Annotated in this window: 23 protein-coding genes; 11 read left to right on the forward strand and 12 right to left on the reverse strand. The window is 52.4% G+C overall.

What is annotated here, in order from left to right:
- Window positions 1-188: 188 nt before the first annotated feature.
- Window positions 189-773, reverse strand: coding sequence for a malonic semialdehyde reductase (locus IE092_RS02330; protein ID WP_189355381.1), 585 nt, complete (start codon window positions 771-773; stop codon window positions 189-191).
- Window positions 774-882: 109 nt separating this feature from the next.
- Between IE092_RS02330 and IE092_RS02335 the strand changes: the two genes are divergently transcribed.
- The gene (locus IE092_RS02335) at window positions 883-1,314 is read left to right on the forward strand and encodes a DUF1841 family protein (protein WP_189355382.1); all 432 of its coding nucleotides are present in this window, start codon (window positions 883-885) and stop codon (window positions 1,312-1,314) included.
- Between the two features lie 35 nt (window positions 1,315-1,349).
- Here the strand turns inward: IE092_RS02335 and IE092_RS02340 are convergent, their stop codons facing one another.
- Window positions 1,350-1,700, reverse strand: coding sequence for a c-type cytochrome (locus IE092_RS02340; protein WP_189355383.1), 351 nt, complete (start codon window positions 1,698-1,700; stop codon window positions 1,350-1,352).
- 17 nt (window positions 1,701-1,717) lie between these two features.
- Window positions 1,718-2,041: a c-type cytochrome gene (locus tag IE092_RS02345; protein ID WP_189355384.1), complete on the reverse strand. Its 324-nt coding sequence runs from the start codon at window positions 2,039-2,041 to the stop codon at window positions 1,718-1,720.
- Window positions 2,042-2,303: 262 nt separating this feature from the next.
- On the opposite strand from IE092_RS02345, the gene IE092_RS02350 reads away from it, so the two are divergent.
- The gene (locus IE092_RS02350; RefSeq protein WP_189355385.1) at window positions 2,304-3,167 is read left to right on the forward strand and encodes an AAA family ATPase; all 864 of its coding nucleotides are present in this window, start codon (window positions 2,304-2,306) and stop codon (window positions 3,165-3,167) included.
- 79 nt (window positions 3,168-3,246) lie between these two features.
- On the opposite strand, the gene acs is transcribed toward IE092_RS02350, so the two are convergent.
- Window positions 3,247-5,241: an acetate--CoA ligase gene (gene acs / locus IE092_RS02355; protein ID WP_189355386.1), complete on the reverse strand. Its 1,995-nt coding sequence runs from the start codon at window positions 5,239-5,241 to the stop codon at window positions 3,247-3,249.
- A 271-nt stretch (window positions 5,242-5,512) separates the two neighbouring features.
- Here acs and IE092_RS02360 point away from each other — a divergent pair, with 271 nt between their 5' ends.
- The 3 genes from IE092_RS02360 to murI all read left to right on the forward strand — a co-directional run bounded on the left by IE092_RS02360 (window position 5,513) and on the right by murI (window position 8,590).
- Window positions 5,513-6,112 carry a TIGR00645 family protein gene (locus IE092_RS02360; protein WP_189355387.1) on the forward strand — a complete coding sequence of 200 codons (600 nt, stop codon included), beginning with the start codon at window positions 5,513-5,515 and terminating at the stop codon, window positions 6,110-6,112.
- A 66-nt stretch (window positions 6,113-6,178) separates the two neighbouring features.
- Window positions 6,179-7,696: a fumarate hydratase gene (locus IE092_RS02365; protein ID WP_189355388.1), complete on the forward strand. Its 1,518-nt coding sequence runs from the start codon at window positions 6,179-6,181 to the stop codon at window positions 7,694-7,696.
- A gap of 30 nt (window positions 7,697-7,726) precedes the next feature.
- Complete coding sequence (murI, locus tag IE092_RS02370; RefSeq protein ID WP_229792987.1) at window positions 7,727-8,590, forward strand: glutamate racemase; 864 nt, start codon at window positions 7,727-7,729, stop codon at window positions 8,588-8,590.
- An 84-nt stretch (window positions 8,591-8,674) separates the two neighbouring features.
- On the opposite strand, the gene IE092_RS02375 is transcribed toward murI, so the two are convergent.
- The 3 genes from IE092_RS02375 to IE092_RS02385 form a co-directional block, all read right to left on the reverse strand.
- Window positions 8,675-9,130, reverse strand: coding sequence for a pilin (locus tag IE092_RS02375; RefSeq protein WP_308427097.1), 456 nt, complete (start codon window positions 9,128-9,130; stop codon window positions 8,675-8,677).
- Window positions 9,131-9,225: 95 nt separating this feature from the next.
- Complete coding sequence (locus IE092_RS02380) at window positions 9,226-9,681, reverse strand: pilin (protein ID WP_189355389.1); 456 nt, start codon at window positions 9,679-9,681, stop codon at window positions 9,226-9,228.
- Window positions 9,682-10,102: 421 nt separating this feature from the next.
- The gene (locus IE092_RS02385; RefSeq protein ID WP_189355390.1) at window positions 10,103-10,717 is read right to left on the reverse strand and encodes a LysE/ArgO family amino acid transporter; all 615 of its coding nucleotides are present in this window, start codon (window positions 10,715-10,717) and stop codon (window positions 10,103-10,105) included.
- Window positions 10,718-10,820: 103 nt separating this feature from the next.
- Here IE092_RS02385 and IE092_RS02390 point away from each other — a divergent pair, with 103 nt between their 5' ends.
- Window positions 10,821-11,723 (forward strand): LysR family transcriptional regulator ArgP, encoded by a 903-nt coding sequence (locus IE092_RS02390; protein WP_189355391.1) that lies wholly within the window; start codon window positions 10,821-10,823, stop codon window positions 11,721-11,723.
- A gap of 56 nt (window positions 11,724-11,779) precedes the next feature.
- Here the strand turns inward: IE092_RS02390 and IE092_RS02395 are convergent, their stop codons facing one another.
- Window positions 11,780-12,814, reverse strand: coding sequence for a zinc-binding alcohol dehydrogenase family protein (locus IE092_RS02395; RefSeq protein WP_189355392.1), 1,035 nt, complete (start codon window positions 12,812-12,814; stop codon window positions 11,780-11,782).
- A gap of 88 nt (window positions 12,815-12,902) precedes the next feature.
- Between IE092_RS02395 and IE092_RS02400 the strand changes: the two genes are divergently transcribed.
- The gene (locus IE092_RS02400) at window positions 12,903-13,820 is read left to right on the forward strand and encodes a LysR family transcriptional regulator (protein ID WP_189355393.1); all 918 of its coding nucleotides are present in this window, start codon (window positions 12,903-12,905) and stop codon (window positions 13,818-13,820) included.
- Between the two features lie 239 nt (window positions 13,821-14,059).
- Here IE092_RS02400 and IE092_RS02405 read toward each other — a convergent pair whose 3' ends face one another.
- Both IE092_RS02405 and IE092_RS02410 read right to left on the reverse strand, forming a co-directional pair.
- A complete protein-coding gene (locus tag IE092_RS02405) occupies window positions 14,060-15,013 on the reverse strand; it encodes an alpha/beta hydrolase (RefSeq protein ID WP_189355394.1) in 954 nt (317 codons plus the stop codon).
- A 17-nt stretch (window positions 15,014-15,030) separates the two neighbouring features.
- Window positions 15,031-15,945 (reverse strand): alpha/beta hydrolase, encoded by a 915-nt coding sequence (locus IE092_RS02410; protein WP_189355395.1) that lies wholly within the window; start codon window positions 15,943-15,945, stop codon window positions 15,031-15,033.
- Window positions 15,946-16,068: 123 nt separating this feature from the next.
- Here IE092_RS02410 and IE092_RS02415 point away from each other — a divergent pair, with 123 nt between their 5' ends.
- Window positions 16,069-17,028, forward strand: coding sequence for a LysR family transcriptional regulator (locus IE092_RS02415; RefSeq protein ID WP_189355396.1), 960 nt, complete (start codon window positions 16,069-16,071; stop codon window positions 17,026-17,028).
- 268 nt (window positions 17,029-17,296) lie between these two features.
- Here IE092_RS02415 and IE092_RS02420 read toward each other — a convergent pair whose 3' ends face one another.
- Both IE092_RS02420 and IE092_RS02425 read right to left on the reverse strand, forming a co-directional pair.
- Window positions 17,297-17,692, reverse strand: a complete 396-nt coding sequence (locus IE092_RS02420; RefSeq protein WP_229792988.1) for an MAPEG family protein — start codon at window positions 17,690-17,692, stop codon at window positions 17,297-17,299.
- Between the two features lie 222 nt (window positions 17,693-17,914).
- Entirely contained in the window at window positions 17,915-19,108 is a 1,194-nt protein-coding gene (locus IE092_RS02425) for an amino acid aminotransferase (protein WP_189355397.1), read from the reverse strand.
- A gap of 601 nt (window positions 19,109-19,709) precedes the next feature.
- Between IE092_RS02425 and IE092_RS02430 the strand changes: the two genes are divergently transcribed.
- From IE092_RS02430 to IE092_RS02440, 3 genes are read left to right on the forward strand one after another with little or no spacing between them, the layout of a single operon-like run.
- On the forward strand, window positions 19,710-20,336 hold the full coding sequence (locus tag IE092_RS02430) for a hypothetical protein (RefSeq protein ID WP_189355398.1): 627 nt from the start codon (window positions 19,710-19,712) through the stop codon (window positions 20,334-20,336).
- Between the two features lie 41 nt (window positions 20,337-20,377).
- Window positions 20,378-21,415, forward strand: coding sequence for a nucleoside hydrolase (locus IE092_RS02435; protein ID WP_189355399.1), 1,038 nt, complete (start codon window positions 20,378-20,380; stop codon window positions 21,413-21,415).
- A gap of 43 nt (window positions 21,416-21,458) precedes the next feature.
- Window positions 21,459-23,084 carry a hypothetical protein gene (locus IE092_RS02440; RefSeq protein ID WP_189355400.1) on the forward strand — a complete coding sequence of 542 codons (1,626 nt, stop codon included), beginning with the start codon at window positions 21,459-21,461 and terminating at the stop codon, window positions 23,082-23,084.
- Window positions 23,085-23,211 lie beyond the last annotated feature (127 nt).

Genomic DNA, 23,211 nt, shown 5'->3' on the forward strand with positions numbered 1-23,211 from the left:
GCTTCCGAAAACAGCAGATGACGATATCTGCACATAAACCAGCTCATCATCCGCCACGGAGGCAAGTTCTGCGACCAAAGAAAAACGGAGAAAACCTGCTGCGGACAGCAAACTTTTCTCCGTTCATTCACTTCATCACAGCCGGAAGCCTGAATTGCGCTACTCAGCGCAGCCGGTTCCGGTAAGAGTTACACAATCTGGCAAGCCTCATCGAAACTCAGGCGTGGCAGGCGCGGATGGACGCCGGCGATATCGCCATAACCCAGATTGCAGACAAAATTCACTTTGACGGAAGTACCGCCGAAGAAGGCTGCATTCAGCTTATCGGCATCAAAACCGGACATCGGGCCGCAATCCAGACCAACAGCGCGGGCTGCCAGCATCAGGTAAGCACCTTGCAGCGAGCTGTTACGGAAGGCGGTGGCATCAATCACAGGCTGATTGCCGGCAAACCATGAACGTGCATCAGCGTGCGGAAACAGTTGCGGCAGTTTTTCAAAGAATTCCATGTCCATGCCGATAATCGCAGTCACCGGTGCAGTTTTGGTTTTCTCCAGATTCCCTTCGGACATGCATGCCAGCAGTTTTTCTTTCTGCTCGACAGAACGGACAAAGACGATGCGTGCCGGAGACGCATTGGCGGAGGTTGGCGCCCATTTCATCAGGTCATAGACCTGTTTGAGCAACGCATCCGACACCGGTTTTTCCAGCCAGCGGTTATGCGTGCGTGCATCATTGAACAAGGTATTCAGTGCTTCCTGACTTAACATCATTCTCTCCTTTTAAGAAACAGCAGAACTATACCGAATTCTGCCGCTTTCAGGACAGTCTGCCGAAAAGCCCCTACAATAGCCGCTTTTTACAGTTCGCCGGAATTCAGCAATGTTTAACCCCAGCCAGCAGGATGTGCGCCGCTTTTTTTGTGAAACATTTCAGAAAATGCGTGAAAACGGCATTCTGACGCCACTCGAAACCATCGCCGCCGACTGGATCGGTCAGCATCCGGAATACCATGATGATCTGGCCGACACCGAGCGTGCACTGGAAGCCAATTACGCGGTTGATCAAGGCAAAACCAACCCGTTTCTGCATTTATCGATGCATTTATCGATCAGTGAACAGATTTCTATTGATCAGCCGCGCGGCGTCAAAGCAGCTTTTTTTGCACTGGCAAACCGCTTCGGCAATGAGCATGATGCGCACCATGAAATGATGGAAGCGCTGGGACAAATGATCTGGACGTCGCAACGATCCGGTCTGCCGCCGGACGGACAAGCCTACATGGATGATCTGGCAAGACGCGCGCGGGGTTAAATTCCGCCGGAACTTAACCCGCCGCCTGAAGATGCTTACTTCTGTACCACCAGCGTACCGGGCAGCGAATGCAGATACGCTGCAATGTTTTCAATATCGGCTGCACTCAGTGCTTTGGCCTGCCCGCCCATGATGGCATTGGCCCGCCCGTTCGGGCCTTTATCACCGCGCTGATAAGCTTTCAGCGCCTGCACCAGATAGTCCTGATGTTGTCCGGCCAGCTTAGGATAAGCCGGATCAATCGGACTTTGAAAATCTTTGCCGTGACAGGATGCGCAATTGAATTTTTCTGCAGCAACCTTCCCCGCCTCCACATTTCCACCCGCCAGTACGGATTGGCTGACCAGCAATAAGCCAGCAGCCGTTATGCTCAGGAATCGCTTCATCGTTTTCTCCGCTTCGCTTATTTCTGCTGTGAGTAATAGGCCGCCAGATCGGCGATATCCTGCTCTGTCAGGCTACCGGCAATGCCGCGCATCGTCGGGTTTTTGCGCTCACCTTTCTGATACGCCTTCAGTGCCGCCTCGATGTATTTCGCGGACTGCCCGCCTATCATCGGAACCTGAAAGACTTCAGGGAAACTGGCTTTGTAGCCGGGAATCGCATGACAGCCAATGCACATCGCGATTTTCTTGTCAGCAGCGTCTTTCGCCTTACCTACCACTTCTGCCGCCTGTGCTCCGTGAGCCAATCCCGCCAATGCGAGTAATGCAAACAGTTTTTTCATAGGAGTCATCAAAAATTGGAATCGGAAAACGTCGTCACAACATCTTGATACTGCTCATAATTCTAATATGATCCAGAACAAAACCCGTGCAGCTTTATTGCTTTTCCGCCATAAACCCAACAACATTCGATGCTGCATTTGCACAAAAAACACGCACTTCCCGGTTTCAATTCCCGCGGACTAAAGGCCAGCCTCCAAAAACTTCAAAGCGTTCTGACGTATACTCAGCGCCTCAGTAACCGATTTCTTCTCAGGATTTTCCATGTCACAGTCCCCAGCCGCACCACGCTTTGAAGGCAGTGAGCGATATGTTGCCACCGCCGATCTGAAACTGGCAGTCAATGCTGCTTTACGCCTGCAGCGTCCCTTGCTGATTAAAGGCGAACCGGGTACCGGCAAAACCCTACTGGCGGAAGAAGTTGCTGCAGCACTCAATATGCCTCTGCTTCAGTGGCACATCAAATCCACCACCAAAGCGCAACAGGGCTTGTATGAATACGATGCCGTTTCGCGTCTGCGCGATTCGCAACTGGGTGATGAGCGCGTCAAAGATATTCAGAACTACATCGTGAAAGGCGTGTTGTGGCAGGCGTTCACCGCCGATGAGCCTGTCGTGTTGCTGATCGACGAAATCGACAAAGCAGATCTGGAATTTCCGAACGACTTGCTGCGCGAACTCGACCGTATGGAGTTTTATGTCTATGAAACCCGTGAAATGGTCAGAGCCAAGCACCGTCCGCTGGTCATCATCACGTCTAATAATGAAAAAGAATTGCCGGACGCTTTCCTGCGCCGCTGTTTCTTCCACTACATCTGCTTCCCGGATAAACCAACGATGGAAGATATCGTGAAGGTTCACTTCCCCACGCTGAAGGCGGACTTGCTGGCACAGGCACTGGAAACCTTTTATGAGGTGCGCAATGTCGCCGGACTGAAAAAGAAACCTTCTACTTCTGAACTGATCGACTGGCTGAAATTACTGATGGCAGAAGACATTCCGCCGGAAGCACTGAAAAATCAGGACAGACAAAACCTGATTCCACCGCTGCACGGTGCTTTACTGAAAAATGAACAGGATGTGCATTTATTTGAGCGCATCATGATGATGGCCCGTAATCACCGCTGATTTGCAGATAAAAAAAGCTCCGGCAGTTGCCGGAGCCAAGTCGGAGGTAATGCACTTACACAGAAACTGACAGACAGGTTTATTGTGCCTGTTTGAGTTGCTCCAGAATGGCAGGATTTTCCAGTGTGGACACATCCTGCGTAATTGCTTCACCCTTCGCCAGCACGCGCAGCAAACGGCGCATAATTTTGCCGGAACGGGTTTTCGGCAAGTTGTCGCCAAAACGGATTTCTTTCGGTTTTGCAATCGGGCCGATTTCTTTCGCCACCCAGTTACGCAATTCCGTTGCGATTTTCTTGGCTTCATCCCCGGTCGGACGTGCACCTTTCAGCACCACGAAAGCACAGATCGCCTCACCGGTTGTGTCATCCGGTTTACCAACCACAGCAGCTTCTGCCACCAGCGGATTGGCCACCAGCGCGGATTCAATTTCCATCGTTCCCATGCGATGGCCGGACACGTTCAGCACGTCATCAATACGACCGGTAATCGTGAAATATGCAGTATCCTTATTGCGAATCGCGCCGTCGCCAGCCAGATACAGTTTGCCGCCAAACTCTTCCGGGAAATAGCTCTTCTTGAAGCGTTCCGGATCGCCCCAGATCGTACGGATCATCGATGGCCACGGACGTTTCACAACCAGAATGCCGCCCTGCCCGTTCGGCAGATCGTTACCGGTTTCATCGACAATTGCAGCCATAATGCCCGGTAAAGGCAGCGTGCAGGAACCCGGCACCAGCGGTGTTGCGCCAGGCAGCGGCGTCATCATATGGCCGCCGGTTTCAGTCTGCCAGAATGTATCCACGATAGGGCAGCGCTCCTGCCCCACATTGCGGTGATACCACATCCACGCTTCAGGATTGATCGGCTCACCAACGGAACCAAGCAAACGCAGGCTGGAAATATCATATTTCAGCGGATGCACGGCAGGATCAGCGTCAGAAGCTTTGATCAGGGAACGGATTGCGGTTGGTGCTGTGTAGAAGATTGTCGCTTTATGTTTCTCGATCATGCTCCAGAAGCGACCGGCATTCGGATAGGTCGGCACACCTTCAAATACGATTTCGGTTGCGCCCATCGCCAGCGGACCATACGCAATATAACTGTGACCAGTGACCCAGCCGATATCAGCAGTACACCAAAACACGTCATCCGGTTTGATATCGAAAGTCCATTTCATCGTGAGCTTTGCCCACAGCAGATAACCACCGGTGGAATGCTGCACGCCTTTTGGTTTTCCGGTAGAGCCGGATGTGTACAGAATGAACAGCGGATGTTCCGCATCCACCCATTCAGGTTCGCAATCAGCCGCCTGATTCGCTACCAGTTCATGCATCCACAAATCACGGCCTGCTGTGAAACCAATTTGTCCGCCGGTACGACGGTAAATCACAACATTGCGTACTTTTTCGCAATCGCCCATCGCAATCGCTTCATCAACGATGGATTTCAGCGGCAAGTGTTTGCCGCCGCGTACCTGTTCGTCAGCAGTGATGACAGCGACCGCACCAACGTCAACAATACGTTCCTGCAGCGACTTTGCAGAGAAACCACCGAACACAACAGAATGGGTTGCGCCGATACGCGCACAAGCCTGCATCGCCACCACGCCTTCCACCGACATCGGCATGTAAATCACGACGCGATCACCTTTAACGATTCCCAGTGATTTCAGACCATTCGCAAACTGACAGACCTTTGCATGCAACTCACGGTACGTAACCTTCGTAACAGTGCCATCATCAGCTTCAAAAATCAGCGCTACTTTTTCAGCATTGCCGTTCTGCAGATTCACATCAAGACAGTTGTAAGAGGCGTTCAGCAAACCATCTTCAAACCAGCGATAGAACGGAACATTGGATTCATTCAGCACGGATTCAAATGGTTTGTGCCATGTCAGATTTTCTTTCGCCAGACGTCCCCAGAAGCCTTCGTAATCCTGCTCCGCTTCTTTGCACAGAGCATGGTAAGCATCCATTCCGGAGATTGCAGCTTTGGCTGCAAATTCTGCCGGTGGCGGGAAAATACGATTTTCAGCTTTTACGTCATCTTGTGTGTTTTGCAGATCGCTCATGCTTGTCTCCGGTTAGTTATTCATCGTTCAGGCGATACCAGACTTCCCCTGAACACAGATCGTATGCAATCACCTTAACGCCGCAGTCTTACGAAACCCTTACGCTGCGTTTGCGTTGAATCATACCCACTTTACATTACCAGATTAATACCTGTCAAAATCCAGTGTAATACCATGCAATTTTCTGCACGGACGCCATGCTTTTTGCACGCAAAATTATCGGGGATGTAAAATACCGGCTTTGATTTCATGCTGATAAGGCAATACACCTATGACTGACAACGCGACCAAAAAACGTCTGACACCGTTATCCGGTTTGATTTTCTTCAGCCGCTGGCTGCAATTACCGCTGTATCTGGGCCTGATACTGGCGCAATGTGTGTACGTCTTTCACTTCTGGGTAGAACTGACGGATCTGATCGGTGCTGCAATGGGCAATCAGGCGGCACTGGAACACATTCTGGATGCGGTGTCCACCGGCGGCAATCGCCCGTCCAAACTGAATGAAACCACCATCATGCTGGTGGTGCTCGGACTGATTGACGTGGTGATGATTTCCAACCTGCTGATCATGGTCATCATCGGCGGCTACGAAACTTTTGTTTCCAAACTCGGACTGGAAGGCCATCCGGATCAGCCGGAATGGTTATCGCACGTGAATGCATCTGTACTGAAAGTAAAACTGGCAATGGCGATCATCGGTATCTCATCGATTCACTTGCTGAAAACATTTATCAATGCAGCCAACTATGATGTGAAAGTGCTGGTTGCGCAAACTGTGATCCACATGGCGTTTTTACTTTCCGCACTGGCCATTGCCTACTGTGACCAGATCGTGACAAAAACTCAGCTCGCAGGAAACGAGCACTGATCAAAACGGGGTACAATCACCCCGTTTTTTGTTTATTACCCAGTTTTTTTAGCCAAGAGCCATATCATGACAGTCATTAAGCAAGACGATCTGATTGAATCCGTTGCAGCCGCGCTGCAATACATCAGCTACTATCACCCGGCTGACTACATCGCCCATCTGGCACGCGCCTATGAAGCAGAGCAAAGCCCTGCAGCAAAAGACGCGATTGCGCAGATTCTGACCAACTCCCGTATGTGCGCAGAAGGCAAACGCCCTATCTGTCAGGATACCGGCATCGTCAACGTATTCATGAAAGTGGGTATGGGCGTGCGTCTGGAAGGTTTTTCCGGCTCTATCGTTGACGCCGTCAACGAAGGTGTACGCCGCGCTTACAACTTTGCCGACAATAAACTGCGCGCCTCCATCGTAGCTGACCCGCAGTTTGACCGCAAAAATACCAAAGACAACACACCGGCTGTGGTGCATGTGGAACTGGTTCCGGGTAACACAATCGATGTAAGTCTGGCAGCCAAAGGCGGCGGCTCTGAAAACAAAACCAAATTCGTGATGCTGAATCCTTCCGATTCGCTGGTCGACTGGGTACTGAAAACTGTACCGCTGATGGGCGCTGGCTGGTGTCCGCCAGGCATGCTGGGTATCGGTATCGGTGGTACCGCTGAAAAAGCAATGCTGATGGCAAAAGAGTCCCTGATGGACGACATCGACATGTACGAGCTGAAACAGCGCGGCCCGCAAAACAAACTGGAAGAACTGCGTATCGAACTGTGCGACAAAATCAACGCACTCGGTATCGGTGCACAAGGTCTGGGCGGCCTGACCACGGTGCTGGACGTGAAGATCAATATGTATCCGACTCACGCTGCATCCAAACCGGTTGCGATGATCCCGAACTGCGCAGCAACCCGCCATGCACACTTTGTACTGGATGGTTCCGGCCCTTCTTACATCGAACCACCAAAACTGTCTGACTGGCCTGAAGTACACTGGACTCCGGATACAGAAAAATCCCAACGCGTCAATCTGGACACACTGACCAAGGAAGAAGTCGCTTCCTGGAAACCGGGTCAGACCCTGCTGCTGAACGGTAAAATGCTGACTGGCCGTGACGCTGCACACAAACGCATTCAGGACATGCTGTCCAAAGGCGAAAAACTGCCGGTTGACTTCACTAACCGCATTATTTATTACGTTGGCCCGGTTGATCCTGTGCGTGATGAAGTGGTTGGTCCTGCAGGCCCGACAACCGCCACCCGTATGGACAAATTCACTGGCATGATGCTGGAACAAACCGGCCTGATCGCGATGGTCGGTAAAGCAGAACGCGGCCCGACAGCGATTGAACAAATTCAGAAACACAAATCTGCGTATCTGATGGCAGTTGGCGGTGCAGCATATCTGGTTTCGAAAGCGATCAAATCTGCCAAAGTCGTCGGCTTTGAAGATCTCGGCATGGAAGCAATCTATGAATTTGATGTTCAGGACATGCCAGTAACCGTTGCAGTAGACTCTACCGGTACTTCTGTTCATCAGACCGGTCCGAAAGAATGGCAGGCTAAAATCGGTATCATTCCAATGAACTGATTTGATCTTTACTGATCAGACAGCTCCGGCATGCAATACATGCCGGAGTTTTTTATTTCAAAACGTATGAGTCAACTTCAAGCTGATGCGCCTGTTGGTATTTTTGATTCCGGCATTGGCGGCCTATCTGTAGTGCGCCATCTGCGCAAACAATTGCCACAGGAATCTTTACTGTATTTTGCAGACTCCGCATACAATCCGTACGGTGATCGTGATACTGAATGGCTCGCAGCACGCAGCATCAGAATTGCTGAGTATCTGTTTGCCCGTGGAGCAAAAGCACTGGTTGTTGCATGCAACACTGCTACCGCAGCCGCGATTCATGCAATCCGTTCCCAATTCCCGCATAAGATTGTCATTGGGCTGGAACCTGGTTTAAAACCGGCTATCGCCGCCACAAATAATGGTCACATTGGCGTACTTGCAACCAGCGCAACCTTACGCAGTGAAAAGTTTGCTGCGCTATGCAAACAACTTGCAAAACCGGATTTACATTTTCATTTGCAAGCCTGTCCCGGACTTGCAGATCGGATCGAGCACGGGGAATTACAATCACCCCAGACACTAGACATGGTCCGGCATTATTTAGCACCACTGCTCGACGTGGGCTGCGATAGTCTGGTACTCGGCTGCACACACTATCCATTCGTTGCTGATCAGATTCTCAATTTGTGGCAACAACACTCCGGCAATACGCCGGCATTGATTGACACCGGGGAAGCGGTTATCCGCCATCTGCGAAATTTACTGAATCAGTCCAGACTCTTAAATCCAGCTACAAGTCCGCCCACTTTGTGCTGGCTCAGCACAGGACAGTCAGTATCTATCACTGAGGCACTACGTCACTTATTGCCAGAGGCTGACAGCAGTAACATGGAATCCGTATCACTCTGATTCAGACCAGATTTTCTGCCGGAATATTTAAGAATAAATAAAAATACCCCGCTGCGCGGGGTATTTTCCTCCTAAAGTCGGGAGTTATTTGCAGGCAACCGGGCGAAATTTCAGTTCAACCGTACCACCATTGCAGCTCCATGTATTTCCACCGTCTGCGGTTTCCATGAAGATCGTTTTAGTATCTGCCTGACCGGACGTCATGGTTGCCGTGATTTTTCCAATCGGAAAACTACCATCAAGTGTATCCTTCAATTTCGAATATTTACCGATCGTTGTTGCGGTCAATTCCGTTGCATTCGGAGCAACTGCAGCGGAAGTTGGCACTAATTTAGTCGGCCAAACATTCTTCTGGTAACCGTATTCAGCCAACGGACCTTTTAATCCGCCCATCAGTTCAATTGCCTCCGAAACCTGTGCACGAGTGGTGTAGTCATTGTAAGCCGGAAGTGCAACTGCAGCCAGAATACCAATGATCGCAACAACAATCATCAATTCGATCAGCGTAAAGCCTCTTTGAACCTTTGCATTGATTTTCATAACAAATCTCCGAATATTAACTAATTAAAATATGGTTCGATTTCCTTCAGAAAAAACAAGAATTAAATCTTTCAGGAAATCACATGAAAAAATTATTACTTACAAGCCACCGGACGAAATTTCATTTCTACTGTTCCGCCGTTGCACGACCAGGTATTACCGCCATCTGCGGTTTCCATGAATACAGTCTTTGTATCCGCCTGACCAGAGGTCATCGTTGCTGTCATTTTTCCGATTGGGAAAGTACCGTCAATCGTATCTTTCAGCGTTGAATATTTACCTACCGTTGTAGCCGTTAACTCGGTAGCTGTCGGACCGACGGCAGCCGATGTCGGGACCAGCTTTGTAGGCCATGCCTTGGTTTCATAGGCAAACGATGCCAGTGGTTGCTTCAAACCACCCATCAGTTCGATCGCTTCAGATACCTGAGCGCGTGTGGTGTAGTCGTTGTATGCGGGCAGCGCAACTGCCGCCAAAATGCCGATAATTGCGACAACAATCATCAGCTCGATCAGTGTGAAGCCTTTTTGAATTTGTGCTGCTACTTTCATTGTCTATCTCCAGTTTAGAACGGTTATCCCCCCGTCCAATTCAGAGCAACCCATGTGCCATGTTGATATTCCTTAAATAGGCATTGAATTCTGCGCAGCGATGACTGGACGCGTCAACACAATGACAATTAATGTTAATTTATGAAATATGCATATGCTAAGTGAATATTTCAGATTGAAATAACATTTTTTGTCAGATTCATATTAACCGAGGAAAGTTCAGCAGAAAATCAGTGACGTGTACTGACTGTATTTTTTCAAAGACTTGAATGCAGAACGGAGTAATTCACTCTGCAATGGCAGGCTCCCTGCACCCGATACCATACGGTCCAAGTCATCACAGAAAAAAGCCGCCTTCGTTCTGTAAAAGCCCCGTCACCAAGTGTCACCAAAGCATCGGCGCACATATACAAAAAGACATTCACACACCCTGTGTCAGCAGCATCAAAGCCATAGACCACATCGTCACCACAATCAGTGCATCGACGATTTGCCATGCGCGGGGATGTGCGAATAGCGGTGCGAGTCTGCCTGCGCCGAAACCAATCAGGCTGAACCAGCCAAGGCTGGCTGCGCTGGCACCGGCGATAAACCACCAGCGCAAATCCGGTGGTTGCTGCGCACCAATGCCTCCCATCAGCAGAACCGTATCAAGATACACATGCGGATTCAGGACGGTAAACGCGGCAGCTTGCGCGAGTATGGCTGCGGTTGTGGCTGTTCCGGTAGCTGCCGCCACCGCCATTTGCTGCCCTCTTCTGACACGTTGCAAAGCTTGCCAGCCATAGATAATCAAAAAGCAGGCGCCGCCTGCGGCAAGTAACTGATTCAGTAGCGGACTGGCTTTCAGTGTTTGCGACAATCCAAGCACACCACTGCTAATCAGCACAGCATCGGTTGCTGCACAGAAAATAACTACCGGCCAGATACTTTCACGGCGCAAGCCCTGACGTAAAACGAAAATATTCTGCGCCCCGATCGCTACGATCAGACTCAGACACACCATCAAACCCTGAAAAAATGCTGCCAGCATCATGTCACCCTGTTTTCAAGCACTTTACGAAGAAGTCAGCAGCTTGCCTTCCGCACAAAATGAAGACAAACTATATTTACTTAATCAAATGTAGAAAAACTTAATCATGTTTGACTATGAAGCCCTGGCGGCGCTGTCTGCTGTGATCAGAGAAGGCAGCTTTGAACGTGCGGCACGTGCCTTGCACGTTACGCCTTCGGCGGTGTCACAACGCATACGATTGCTGGAGGAGCGTGCCGGATGTGCGCTGGTGGTGCGCGGGCAACCTTGCGAAGCCACGGAAACCGGTCGCCAGCTATGTCTGCATGCAGATCGCGTCCGGCTGCTGGAACTGGAATGTCAGCAAAACTTACCCGGACTGATGCTGGATCCGGAATCGCGCGCGACAATTTCGGTTGCCGTCAACGCAGACAGTATGGCCAGCTGGTTCGCGCCCGCGATGGCGGCGTTTGCGGCGGTTTCTCCGGTATTGCTGCAAGTCTCAGTTGATAATCAGGATCACACCAGCCAGTGGCTGAAAAATGGTGAAGTGATGGCAGCGGTCACCAGTGCCCGGCAGGCTGCCGCCGGATGCAATAGTCTGCCGCTCGGCGCGATGCGTTACCGCGCTACAGCCAGTCCGGCGTTTATGGCGCGTTACTTTGCGGACGGGGTGACTGCTGACAGCCTGAGAACAGCACCAAGCCTGCTGTTCAACCACAAAGACACCTTGCAGGACCTCTGGGTAGAAAGCCTGTGCGGCATTGCCATCCCCTTACAACGCCACACCCTGCCATCCAGCCACGCTTTTGTGAAAGCGACGGTGGCTGGCATGGGCTGGGGCATGAATCCGGATTTTCTGATCGAGCCATATCTGAACGATGGTTCTCTGGTTGAACTGGTGCCGGATACACCGCTGGATGTGCCGCTGTACTGGCAGACTGCGCGCGCTGCATCGCGCATTCTCGACCAGTTCAGTCGTCACATTCTGGCGGCAGCAGAAACCGCACTGATGCCTCTGTCAGCATGAGCCTTCACCTGCATCGCTGAAGTGGCAAAACCGCTGCCACATCCGGTACCAGCCAGTCATTCAGATGCAAAGCCGCTGATCACGATTTTGCCGATAGTTTGCTGGGTTTCAATCAAACGATGCGCTTCACGCAGGGTGGCGGCATTGAATGGCTGCATGACTTCGCTCAGTGTCGTGCGCAAACGGCCGCTGTCAACCAGCGCGGCTACTTCCGCCAGCAATGCGCCCTGTGCTGCGATATCTTCCGTACTGAACATCGAACGGGTGAACATGCTTTCCCAGTGCAGCGAAATGCTTTTGCGTTTCAGCGGCATCACATCCAGCACGTCGGCATCGTCAATTACTGCCAGCTGGCCTTGCGGCGTCAGGCATTCCACATACTGCGCCATGTAATCGGTGGTATGCGTCAGGCTGGCGATCATATCGACGCTGTTCAGGCCCAATGCCTGCAATTGCGGCAGCAGTGGCTGATGGTGATTAATCACATGATCCGCACCCAGTTCGCGGCACCATGCTGCTGAAGATTCACGGGACGCGGTGGCGATCACCGTCAGATCCGTCAACTGTTTTGCCAGTTGTATCATCATCGAGCCTACCCCGCCTGCACCACCGGTAACCAGCAATGTGCGCTGACGCGGCTTGCGTGGTTCAGCGTCTTTGCGCTGCACCTGCAGACGGTCGAACAGGATTTCCCATGCGGTGATGGTGGTCAGCGGCATCGCAGCAGCCTGCTCATCGCTGAGGCTTTGCGGCGCAACTGCAATCAGACGTGCGTCCACCGCCTGATATTGCGCATTGCTGCCCTGACGCGCCAGCGCACCGGCGTAATACACGCGCTGCCCCGGCTGAAATCCGCTGACTGCGCTGCCAGTCGTCACAATTTCACCGACTGCATCCCAGCCCGGAATCCGCACTTCTCCCGCTGCAGGCGCAGCCAGTCTGCGAATTTTGGTATCGACAGGATTGACGGCAATCGCACTGATTTTGACAAGCACATCGTGCGCTTCCGGCACCGGCAGCGGCAATTCCAGATCGATCAGGGCTTCAGGGTGACTGACAGGTAAAGACTGACGAAATCCAACGGCTTTCATGATTTTCCTTTCGTGAACAAAATGTATGCGATGATTGTAGACTTCAAAATATTTTTGATTAAGCCTGATAATTCCGAAAGACTTTCAAATGAAAATTGAAAATATCAGCGATTTGCGGGTCTTGCTGGCGACTGCACGTCAGGGCTCGCTGAGTGCAGCAGCACGCGAGCTGGAAATCACACCAGCCGCAGCCAGCGCCATGCTGAAGCGGCTGGAACAGCAACTCGGCGCGCGCTTATTTGTGCGTTCCACCCGTGCATTGCGTTTAACCAGCGAAGGTGAACTGCTGCTGAACTACGCCAGACGGGCGCTGGAATTACTGGAAGAAGGCATTACGCAGGTTGGCGTTGGCACTACCCATCTGAGCGGTCATATCCGCGTCGCCGCGCCATCGGATTTGTCACGCCACTGGCTGCTGCCGTGGTTTGATCAGTTTATGGAAATGCATCCGCAAGTCAGCATTGCACTGACCGTCAGCGACAAATTGCAGGACTTGCACCGCGATGCACTGGATCTGGCGATACGCTACGGCGAGCTGGCAGATTCCGGTCTGGTCGCGCGTTTGCTGGCCGAAACGCAGCGCATTGCCTGCGCCAGCCCTGCCTATTTTGCCCGTCACGGCTACCCTTCTGATCCGGATGACTTGCAGCGGCATGACTGCATCAGCCTGCATATTGCGGGACAGCGAGATACTTTATGGTGGTTTTCAAGGGCAACATCCGGCACAAAACCGGACATACGCGAGGTGCGGATACAGCCGCGCCGCAGTGTGGATGATGGCGCGCTGGCGCATGACTGGGCGCTGGGCGGCAAAGGCATTACCTACAAATCGGCGCTGGATATTCACGACGATCTGCAACAAGGCCGTTTGCTGCCCGCGCTGCCGGACTGGCAAGGCAAACCGTATCCACTGCACGCCTTGTATCCGGCCAATCGTTTTCTGCCGGCGCGCGTCAGAGCGCTGACCGACTTTCTGGCGCAGCAATTCGCTGCTTTACGCAGATAAACTGGCCATTGCAGCGAGCCTGATTGTGCAGACATCGTCTTTACAAAATTTGTGAGCGCCAGACTTTCTGCCGACGACCAGCCGGCTGCTGTGCTGAACTCCGCATTCTCGCTTGTTTTGCACCTTTTTTGATGATTTCCCCCGCTTGCGCATCGCGTTTCAAGGTACAAGGACTTGCCGGTACCTGAACACAGGTCCGGCAAGCATTGCGCTGACAGGGGTGTCGTTGCGGTCGCAGATCAGCGTGCAGACTCCGCCGCTAAATGACGCCTGAAGAATGGCAGCATCTGTTCCAGTACCTGCGCCACCGCTTCAGGCTGATCGTACAAATCATAATGAGAGCAGTCAGGCACAATCAGCAATTGCTTATCACGCGATGCAGCCCGTCCATAAATCTCATGCGCATCCCGGTAAGCACCGAAGCCGCCCGGCTGATCACCTGCCACCACTAACAAAGGCTGCGTCAGGAATTGTTCTGCAAACTGAAATGCATCCCATGCCACTGCCGCACCGTTAAATGACATCAGATTGCGGGTCTGTCCGTTTGCAGCTTGTCCGCGCGGTGTTTTGTAATATTCTGTCGCCTGCAATACATCGACATCCTGAATGCCGGCCTGTTGCGCTGCCTGCGGTGATGCGGGCAGCAAATCCTGCTCCAGTCTGTCCGCACCGGCCGCTTCCGCACTGCGCTGTTGCGCGATTGCCTGCAGAGCAGCCAGCGGCTGAAACTGACTGAAGCCTTCACGCATTAAGCGCCCGAAATTCACACCGGTAATGGATGCCAGAGCGCGAATGCGGTGATCCGTCATAGCGGCCTGTATCGTATAGCCGCCACCCCCGCAAATGCCGATCGCACCGATACGCTGCGCATCCACATACGACAGGCTTTGCAGATAATCGACAGCAAACCGGATATCCGATACCCGCAACGCCGGATCTTCCAGCCAGCGCGGTGCACCGCCACTCTCACCCTGAAAACTGGCGTCAAATGCGAGCACAATCATGCCCGCCCGCGCCAGTGCCGCACCATACACACTGCCCGACGTTTGCTCCTTACAACTGCCGATAGGATGGGTGCTGACGATGGCAGCATATTGTCTGGCAGGATCGAAATCCGGCGGCAGATACAAATGACCGGCAGACATCCAGCCCAGATTCTGAAATTCCACTGTTTTCACTGTGTGCGTATTCATGGCGGTTCCCGGTCTGCTTACAGTGTACGCTGGAAGAACGCGGTCAGGCTGCTGACTGCCTGCTCAACATACACAGGGACATCGTACAAAGACATATGATTGGCACCCGCGACGATATGCAATTGCTTATCCTCCGTGGCTGCACGCTGCATCAGATCCTCACTCATCCATTTGCTGCCGGCATCACTGCCCGCCACCATCAGCAAAGGCTGTGTCAGGAACAAATCAGCGAACTGATAGGCATCGTAAGTCACCAGCTGATTCAGACTGCGCACCGTCATCAGACTCGGGGAACGCGGATGGGCGCAACGCGCTGTGCGGTAGTATTCCCAGGCTTCACGCAGCTCAGCGTTTGGCGCATCTTCTGCGCTTAAAGGTGCCAGCGGCAGCGCGGCAGCCTCATCCTGACCTGCATGCTGTGTGCGACTGTCGGCACCCATTTTCAGCAGCGCCTGAGCGACGCTCACTGCCTGCGTGCTATCCCAGCCCTGACGGAACATTTGCCCGATATTCACAGCGCTGACCGTTGCCACCGCACGAATACGCGGATCATTGATCGCCGCGTTCACGGTATAGCCACCGCCGGCGCAAATCCCCATAGCACCAATGCGCTGTGCATCGACATAAGGCAACGTGGTCAGATAATCAATCACTGCACTGACGTCTTCAGTGCGAATCGCCGGATTTTCCAGCTGGCGCGGCATACCACCGCTTTCACCCTGATACGAGGCATCAAACGCCACCGCAATCACGCCGGAGTCAGCCAGATGACGCGCATATAAGCCTGCAGTCTGCTCTTTCACGCCGCCACCCGGATGGGTCACAACCACGGCCGGATAAGTGCGGGCCGGATCGAATCCCTGCGGAAAGTAAATGTCTGCCGACATGGTGATAGCTTGTGCATTGCGGTTTTCAAAACGATGGTTTTCCATGATCAATCTCCTGAACTGTGATGAAGCGCTGAAGTAGTGCAACAGGTCCCATCTTAGGCACTTGATTCGTTCAGATAAATCCCATTACCATGACATCACTGTTTAGCCAAACTTTACAATACCATGATAGATCCGCATTTACTGCCTGCGCTGGCCTGGTTCGTCCGGGTGGCACAGCATCGCAGCTTTACCCGCGCTGCGCTGGAAATGGATGTCTCACGGGCGGCGCTGTCACAGCAAGTCAAAGCGCTGGAACAACAACTGAAAGTGCGCTTACTGAACCGCACCACACGTGATATGTCGCTGACGGAAGAAGGCCAGCGCCTGTACGATGTACTGGCACCGGCATTCAGCCATATCGGGCAGGCAGTTGCCAGTGCCGGTGATCAGGGCAAAGAACCCGGCGGTTTGATACGCCTGACCACGTCGCGGCCGGCAGCACGCTTGCTGATTGAACCGCATCTCGGCGAATTTCTGCGCCGTTACCCCAAGCTCAGACTGGAACTGGATTTAGATGACGGTATGTCGAATATCTTTGCAGAAGGCATGGATGCCGGCATCCGCCTCGGCGAAAGTCTGGACCCGAACGTGGTGGCAGTGCCGGTCACGCCGCCGCTGGAAATGGCCATCGTCGGTGCACCGGACTATCTGCAACGCGCCGGCATACCGCAAACACCACAGGATTTATCCGGACACAATTGCATCGCCTACCGTTTCACCACCAGTGGCACACTGGATCGCTGGAGCTTTACCCAGCCGGACGAAAGCGCGCGCATAGTGCAACTCGAACCGCAGGGGAATGCCGTCTTTAATGATGATGACAGTATGTTGCGTGCAGCCTTGCAAGGCACAGGTTTAGTCCAGCATCTGGACTTATGCGTGCTGCCGTATCTGCAGTCCGGACAATTACAGCGCGTACTGAGTAACTGGTGCAAGCCCTTCCCCGGCTTCTTTCTGTATCTGCCTTCCCGCGCACAGATGCCAGCCAAGATCCGCGCACTGATGGACTTTCTGATCGAAAAACGTCAGCTTTTAGAACAAGCACAAAGCGCATTACGCAAGAACGCACTGAAAACAGATTGAAATTACACTGCGCCAGTCGCCCGATATCCACCTGAAAACTGCCCGCAATTGTGCAAAATTCGTCATTATGGATTTTGCGAGCGCCGGACTTTCTGCCGACGACCAGCCGCTTGCTGTGCTGAACTCCGCATTTGAGGGGGTTACGGGCCTCTTTCAGGCATTTTCGAGACCTGCGATCAGGTCTGGACACGTTCAGACGGAACACCATGTAGCCGGTCCGGGTACTGCGATGTACTGAAGCGGCTGTGTTGTCTCAGCGATGCGCCTGTCAGCTTTCGATGACAATCACCGCCCACATCGCCAGCACCGCCAGAAAATTCAGCGTAAATACGATGCCGCGCAAGCGCACATTACTCGTCAGTATCTGCACGCCGCTGTGTAAGACTCTGCCTGTCACAAACAACCACGCCAGCACAGGCAGTGCAGCACTGCTCAGCGCCAGCAATTCGCTGAGCAGACAAGCCACGTAGAACAGCATTGGCCATTCAAACTGATTTTTCAGATTCGCACTGATGCGCGGCTCAAATACGGCAAACGGATTCGAACCATGGGGATTTCGTCCCACACCCCATACTGCCGGTGCACGGGCGATGGTCAGCAATACATACAGGCTAGCGAGCAACAGTACATGGACAAACATCGGTAACAATAATTCATGCAACATACTCTTCTTTCCTGAGAGAGCGATCTGTCGGAGAAAATAACATTAACGTCAGATATTTACTTACACGCAATTAACACAGTATTGACATGTCAACTGACATCTTCCGCAAATATTGCTTACAGAGTACAAACAAAAAAGCGGTGACAGAAAACTGTACACCGCTTTTTACTTTGTCTGTACGGCAGCGTCATGCAATCCCCGCTGCCAGCAAACAGACTTGATTTACTTCAGCACTGCTGCAATCGCGTTTGCTGCTGCTTCCACGTTACCGCTGTTCAGACCAGCGATACACATACGGCCGGAGCGAACCAGATACAGGCCGAACTCTTCACGCAGGCGATCGCACTGTTCTGCGCTCAGGCCGGTGTAGCTGAACATACCGCGCTGTGTCAGGAAGTAAGAGAAATCGCGGCCCGGCACTTTGGCGCTCAGGACATCATGCAGTTTGCGGCGCATTAACTGAATGCGTTCGCGCATTTCTTTGACTTCTGCTTCCCACATCGGACGCAGTGTTGCATCGCTCAGCACTTGCGCCACCAGCTGACCACCGTGGATAGGCGGGTTGGAGTAATTGCGGCGAATCGTTGCTTTCATCTGACCCAGTACATTCACTGCCTGTGCTGCGTCCGGACACACTACGCTCAGTGCGCCGCAACGTTCGCCGTACAGGCTCATGCTCTTGGAGAAAGAATTCGCCACGAAGAAGCTCAGGCCCTGCTCTGCGAACAGACGGATCGCAAACGCATCTTCGTCGATACCGTCGCCGTAACCCTGATACGCCAGATCCATGAAAGGAATCAGTTCGCGTTCTTTGATCACAGGAACCAGCGCCTGCCATTGTTCTTTGCTCAGATCCACACCGGTCGGATTGTGGCAGCAAGCGTGCAGCAATACGATGCTGTGTTTGTCCGCCGCTTTCAGAGCTTCCAGCATGGCCTCAAATTTCAGGCCACCGGTGGCGCTGTCGTAGTAAGGATAGGTTTTGACGGTCATGCCGCAGCCTTCAAACACGGCGCGGTGGTTATCCCAGGTCGGATCGCTGACCAGCATTACAGATTGCGGGAAGTAACGCTTGATGAAATCGCCGCCGATTTTCAGGCCGCCGCTGGAACCCACGGTTTGCATGGTCACGACACGGCCTTCTTTGACTGCTGCACTGTCTGTACCGAACAGCAATTGCTGTACCGCGCTGCGGAAATTCGCTGCGCCTTCCATCGGCAGATAAGGACGCGCACCGGCATCATTCACCACTTTGTGCTCTGCAGCACGCACCGATGGCAGCATCGGAATCTTGCCGTTGTCGTCAAAGTAAATACCGATCGAAACGTTGATTTTGCCCGGGCGGGTATCTTTGCCGAATGCTTCGTTCAGAGACAAAATTGGATCGCCTGGGTAGGCTTCGACGTGCTGAAACATAGATGGACTCCAGAGTAAAAAATCATCGCCCTGCCACTGCAGACGTTTTTTGCAGCGCAGACAGAAAGCGCCATTTTGACATACTCCGCCTGCAAAACAGGATACACATGGTGTTTTTACGGGGGCTTTTCTGTGCGGATTCCCCTACGCATTCACTGATTTTCTGAAAAATGAAAATCCATGCCGCAAAAAATTGATTAATCAGGAAAAAATATTTCACTTCCTGAAGCATTTGTTTTTCAACAATATTATCTTTTTAAAATTATCGGACAGCTTCACCAAAATACTCTCCGCCACCCGCCCTCCCCCCGCAACAGTGCTGTTTTTTGCTACGCACCACATCCGGCTACCGTGACACGCAACGTTGCTCCCTATTCTCATCTGCGCTTTATACGACCTCATCAACGGACCGGACAATAAAACAACAGCATGAACCCATTGCTATGCAGCAATATTCAAAATTCATAATGCGTTTCGTTTCTGACGCTGATTAGCAATTGCCTCGCAATATTTAGAAACAACATAATTGGCATAATGCTTGCTAATAATTCCTTCATTAACTATCTTAAAATTCCAATTTCATAACATCGGGGAGACAAAAATGAAGAAAATTTCACATGCTGTGTTAATTTACATGTTAGCTGCCGCACAACCGGTGGCATTTACATTCGGGATACTGAGTTTCCACGATGACGCGCACGCTCAATCTGCAAACTCCACAGCCAGCCTGTCGCAAAAAGCGCAAAACTACCAGCAAATGTGTAATGCCGCGGGTGGCTACTTTCAGACCGGCACGGTGAATTCCACAACGAACAATGATTATCCGCAAGTCACCAATTACACCTCCGGTAAGAAGCGTCAGGGCATCCCACTATCGCATACACATATTGAAATCACTTCCGCGATTGACGGCAATATTTACGATGTCGCGATCGATAACGTCTTCGCCACAGATTACGACCCGAACAGCTACGTGGTGCCGCCGTCCTATGTGAACGGTATTCAGGCGGGTGGCAATCTGTATCTGTGCAGCGGCAACCCGACCAAAGTGCCGTACACCGTTTCGGAATCCGTCGCCAGTGCGGGTTTCGACTGGGTGCATACCAACTGTGCAGCCAGCGGCTATTCCACTTCTTTCAAAAACGGCTTTATCTACAACGATCAGGGCGTGAATCTGACCAACAGTCAGACCTATTGCTACTTGTGGCCATCCAGCTCTTCTAACTGATTCACCCGTCCACTTTTACATAGAGAGAACAGGAAATTCCGATGAAACAACGTACAAAAGTCATTATCGATACGGATGTCGATTTCGATGATTACATGGCCATGGTCTACCTGATGCAAAACCCCGACATCGATGTCATCGCGATTGCGGTGACCGGTTGCGGCGCGGTGCATTTATCCAAAGGCGTGGATAACGTCGCCAATCTGCTCACATTATTCGGCGAACGCGCACTGAAAACACCGGTGCTGCGCGGTGCGCAGGCACCGTTAAGCTTCAGCAATGTGTTTCCGGCAGATGTGCGCAACGGTGCAGATCTGCATTACGCAGCTGCTTTCCCCGGCGTAAATCCGTCTCCGGCGATTTACGAGGCTCAGAGCTGGCTGCATGACTTCTTCATGCATAACGATGAACCGGTAACAGTGTTATCGATTGGCGGTGGCACCAACTTCGGCACGCTGTTCCGCAGCGCACAGCAAAACCCTGCCCTGCAAGCGAAACTGCTGAGCGGCATACAGCAAATCGTGATGATGGGTGGAAATATCCTGCCACGCGATATTTCACCGGGTGCAGAAGGCAATATTGTTCCGACACTGGGCAATAACGTGATTTACCGGAACACCGTGGCGGAGTGGAATATTTTTATCGATCCGCTGGGTGCGCAACTGATGTTTGCATCCGGTGTTCCGATGCGTCTTATCGCCCTGAATGCCACAAATGATGTGCCGCTGGATCAGGATTTTGTGAATCAGCTCAACGATATCAATACACCGCAAGCGAAATTCCTGAGCGCCGTACTGGCGTATCCGGAAAACGCTGCCGGTATCGGCACGTATCTGTCATTCTGGGACCCGCTGGCTGCCTGCACGATTCAGGTGCCATCACTGGTCAGCACCCAGACTTTCCGTTTGCTGGTGTGTCAGGAACTGAACGAAGAAGACGATCAGAGCGCCAGCCTGATCGTGGATAACGAGCGCGGCGCCGCCATTGAAGTTGCCATTTCTGCTGACAAAAACGCGGTTTACACAGAATTTCTGCGCGTATTACGTCTGCGTCTGCCCGACACCTGCAGCAGCCAGTGAAGTAAAAAAGACCGTAATGACCAATCCCAAAAAGGACAACACCATGTTTAAACGATCTGTGAACACCGCCATGCAGGCCGGCATTATTGCGCTGCTGGGAATGTCAGCATCTGCTTATGCCGCCAAACCGGTTAACACTTGCAGCGGTACCTATCCTAGCTACTGGCAGGATGTCGCACCGAAATTTGCTGAAATGTGGAAAGGCCAGACCATTTCGAATGCACCGACAGGTGCTTATTCGGGCCCGATATTTAAATTGTCCGATGATTATCCGCGTCAGCCGGTAGATGACAAAGCCAATCAGCCGTGGCGCTCTGCCAAATTTGATCCGCTGTTCGACCCTGCCACACCGCAGGATGTGAAAGCCAGACTGGCAAAAGAATACGGCTGGCTGGTGTACAACTACATTCTGGCAGGCAATATCAACCAGCCGGGCCAATCCGATTTTGATGTCTGTGAAAATCCTGTGCGTCCGTGGTATCACATCGCATTCCAGACCTATGATCCTTTGAGTGGCCGCGAATTTATTCACGGCCTGACCCGTGAAGCACCGGTTACTTTCTCGATCAAATCCGGCACCGGCACAGCGGCCACCACCATGTGGGCGGTTGCCGTCTATAACGCCACCGCGGCTTACACACTGGGCACCGTCTGGCAAAAAGACGGTACAGCAAAAATCCCGACCTCGAATATCCGCTTTCAGGAAGGCGCTGTGATCGGCAAACCGCTGTTCAATACCGCAACGCTGGATCAGTTGCCGGTGCTGGCAAATATGCCGCGCTGGAATGCGAATATTTCGGATCCGACTTTCTGCAATGCACCGCAGGGCGCTTCCATGGCGGAACAATCCGCTGCCTGTCCGCGTAATTACGCCGCGTGGAACGATGTCCGTTTGCTGCAGTTTGATATTTCGATTGCAGACAGCCGCGCCAAAGGCACGGGCTGGGTTTACGGGACTTTCGTTGCCGACGGTCAGCGTAAAGCCAAAGTCAAAGATGAATGGCAGCGCGTGAGCCTGCTCGGCATGATGTGGGGTAACGATACGCCGCCACCAGGCCAGCTGGCTTACAACTATCCGCCTAATCCGCGCAAAAACGGCTTTAAAGAAGAAGTGATTTTCTGGGATGTGGTGGATGAACTGAATTCCTACGGCGGTACCGGTATGGTGCAGCGCATGGGACATCTGGGCTCCAATCATCGTCTGAATGGCCCTGCAGATAATGCCAACAGTTCCTGTATGTCTTGCCACGGCACGGCGTCCGTACCGGATTCCACATTCACGACACCGCCACTGCTGGCAAAATTCACATCGAATATGACGTATCAGTCAGTTGCGCCGGTAAATGGTCTGAAAACGGTCGGTCTGGACCGCAGCGGCTCACCGGCAACCGTGAAAAACGATGTCAGCTTCAGTGAAATGGATGCCATTTATTTTGCGAACGTGATGGCGGGTACATCATTCAATATGACAACACCATCCGGCAAAAATGTGATGGGTGAAGGCGTGCCGAATTATCCGAATCCTGCGCAGAAGCAATGGATTTCGCTGGATTATTCGCTGCAGCTGTCGATGTCGCTGACTCAGTGGATGCAGTGGAAGGCCGCCGAAGCTGCGCAGACGCCGCCGGAAAAACGTCAGTTCGTCAAAGCATTGCGCCGCACACAGTAATCGCTTTCTCAGCGCTTTACTGAAAAAACGCCGGACGTGTTCCGGCGTTTTTCTTTTTGCTTGCGGGCAATCTGCCAGCGACAGGTCGCCAGACGCAAGGTTGAAGTGCCTGAACGCCCGAAAATGC

Source organism: Cognatundibacterium squillarum (genome assembly GCF_014652435.1).
Taxonomy (GTDB): domain Bacteria; phylum Pseudomonadota; class Gammaproteobacteria; order Burkholderiales; family Burkholderiaceae_D; genus Undibacterium; species Undibacterium squillarum.